The organism is Psychrilyobacter sp. (assembly GCF_049671765.1).
Taxonomy (GTDB): domain Bacteria; phylum Fusobacteriota; class Fusobacteriia; order Fusobacteriales; family Fusobacteriaceae; genus Psychrilyobacter.
The window spans coordinates 1-2,425 of record NZ_JBATVM010000030.1 but is presented as its reverse complement, the minus strand read 5'-3'; the positions used below and the strand labels follow the sequence as shown (position 1 = coordinate 2,425).

Genomic DNA, 2,425 nt, shown 5'->3' with positions numbered 1-2,425 from the left:
CCAAAAGACTATGTTGGTGGAGTTATGGAATTATGTCAGTTAAAAAGAGGAACATACATTAGTATGAACTATATTGATGACACTCGTGCTATGATTACATACGAACTACCCCTTGCAGAGATAGTATTAGATTTTTACGATAAACTAAAATCTAGAACAAAGGGATATGCTTCATTTGAATATGAAATGATAGGATATAGACCTGGAGATCTAGTAAAAGTTAATATCTTAGTATCTGGTGAAGGTGTAGATGCATTCTCATTTATTGCACATACAGACCATGCAACAGCTAGAGGAAGAATCATTGTAGAAAAATTAAGAGAAATTATACCAAGACAGCAATTTGAAATTCCTATTCAAGCTGCATTAGGAGCCAAAATAATAGCAAGAGAAACTATTAGAGCATTTAGAAAGAATGTTACAGCTAAATGTTATGGTGGAGATATTTCTAGAAAGAAAAAATTATTAGAAAAACAAAAAGCCGGTAAGAAAAGAATGAAACAAATCGGTAATGTAGAAATCCCACAAGAAGCATTTATCTCGATCTTAAAATTAAGTGACTAAATATAAAATTATAATTAGCTGACATCTGTTGGCTAGTTTTTTTTATTCCGTTATAATATAAACATGGAATCTTTTGGATCCGACGTGATCTTGTTTTTGGAAATAAAATAAATTTAGGTATTTTATCCATTATATAGTAAACTAATATTAATCAAAATATGAGGAGGAAATATATGAGTTCAAGAGTAGATGAAATTATAAAGAAACTCTCAATGTATGAAAAGGCTGAAGAAGTAAGTATATTTTTAAAATTACATGATACTATTATCCATGAATTACATATTGAATTAGACCGTGCCTATGACACCATTATAAAGGAAGAAATTGAAGCAGATATAAGAGAATTGGATTCATATACCATTAAAGTCACCGAACATCATAAAAAAGAACTACTTCGTGAGATCATCGCTTATATAGAAAAAAAAGTCTAAAATCTAAAATGTAAGGGAGTTTTAAATATAACTATGAATACAAAAATACATAAAACTGAAGTAACCTATAAGGAAAAACAATTGATTTTTTCAATGTTAAATAAAATATCACTCTTTGGTGGTCTCACTGTTGGGGAACTAGAATGTCTCATTCCACTATTGACTACAGAGTCCCTAAAAAAAGGAGAGACAGTTTTCGACCAAGGAGAATCACCAAATAATATTTTTATTATCCAAAGTGGTGAAGTTAAGATAGTTAAACAACAAGACGATATTGAAATCGAGTTAATTCGATTCTATGAAGGTAATTTATTCGGTGAGACTGAACTTATTGGTATCTTCAAATATATTGCTTCTGCTATTGCTTTAACAGATCTAAAATTACTTGTATTTCCAAAGTCAGCACTTTACTCTCTACATAGTAAAAACATAAAGCTATTTAGTAAAATAATTTTAAATGTCGCGCGAGAATCTTGTCGAAGAACTGCTAAAACTGATCAATATTGGTTAGATGAAATGGTTAAGTTAAGAAAAAATAACAAAGAATAGATATAAACTGGTGCATATTTTTAATGTCAAAGTGGTAGATATCTCTGCCACTTTTTTATAGTATAAAAATCAATAAAATAGGAGTTAAAAAATGATAAGTAAAAAAATCAAAATAACAATCTTGTTAAATCTCGTAATATCTCTAAGTAGTTTTTCTATCGATGTCTATACCCCAAAAGCTCCTCCTAGTATCCCTATGTTGCCTATGGAAAAGAATGTTACACTTCATTATTATCAAAATCCACATACAGAAGTAATCCCTAAACTCATTAAAAATCAAGGTGGTGTCTATGTAATTCCTACTAATCTAGGCGAAAACCTAAAAAAGAAAGGTCTTGAATTGAAATTATTAGGAGTAACTAGCCAAGGTCTCATCTCTATAATATCTAATAAAAAAATAGATAGCATAAAAGATTTAGATGGAAAAAATATCCTTATCGGTGCTCAAGGATCATCCCCTGATATAATTTCTAAATTTTTGTTTAAAAGTAATAATATATCTCCTAAGATCACCTATAGATCTACTCCTGAAGTAGCTAAATTGATGATGATGCAAAAAGGTGATAATGCTGTTCTACCTGAACCTATGGCTACTTTGGTACTTGAAAAAAATTCTAAATTAGTAAGATCAATTGTATACAAAGACCAGTGGGAAAAAGTAACTTCCCTTTCTGGAATTCCCCAAGTAGGTCTATACACTACTAGTAAATATAATAAAGCTCACTCTAAAGAGATCGAAATATTTATGAAAAACTACAAAAAAAATGTAGAGGATCTAAAGAAAAATCCAAGTAAATTTATAAAACTAGCTCAAACTAATTTTGATATTAAACTCAGTGAACGTGGATATTAAGAATCTATTAAATATATGAACTTAACTC

At 29.4% G+C, this 2,425-nt stretch carries 3 protein-coding genes and 1 pseudogene; all 4 read left to right on the top strand.

What is annotated here, in order from left to right; all coding sequences use genetic code 11:
* Positions 1-564: pseudogene (locus WBG30_RS01355) on the top strand (elongation factor 4); the annotation flags it as partial.
* 173 nt (positions 565-737) lie between these two features.
* Entirely contained in the window at positions 738-995 is a 258-nt protein-coding gene (locus WBG30_RS01350; protein ID WP_424502845.1) for a hypothetical protein, read from the top strand.
* A gap of 33 nt (positions 996-1,028) precedes the next feature.
* Positions 1,029-1,544 (top strand): cyclic nucleotide-binding domain-containing protein, encoded by a 516-nt coding sequence (locus WBG30_RS01345; RefSeq protein WP_424502844.1) that lies wholly within the window; start codon positions 1,029-1,031, stop codon positions 1,542-1,544.
* Positions 1,545-1,635: 91 nt separating this feature from the next.
* Positions 1,636-2,397: an ABC transporter substrate-binding protein gene (locus tag WBG30_RS01340; protein WP_424502843.1), complete on the top strand. Its 762-nt coding sequence runs from the start codon at positions 1,636-1,638 to the stop codon at positions 2,395-2,397.
* Positions 2,398-2,425: the final 28 nt, after the last annotated feature.

Excerpts from the sequence above, each read along its gene's own strand:
- WBG30_RS01340 (WP_424502843.1), top strand. The coding sequence starts at position 1,636 with ATGATAAGTAAAAAAATCAAAATAACAATCTTGTTAAATCTCGTAATA.
- WBG30_RS01350 (WP_424502845.1), top strand. The coding sequence starts at position 738 with ATGAGTTCAAGAGTAGATGAAATTATAAAGAAACTCTCAATGTATGAA.
- WBG30_RS01345 (WP_424502844.1), top strand. The coding sequence starts at position 1,029 with ATGAATACAAAAATACATAAAACTGAAGTAACCTATAAGGAAAAACAA.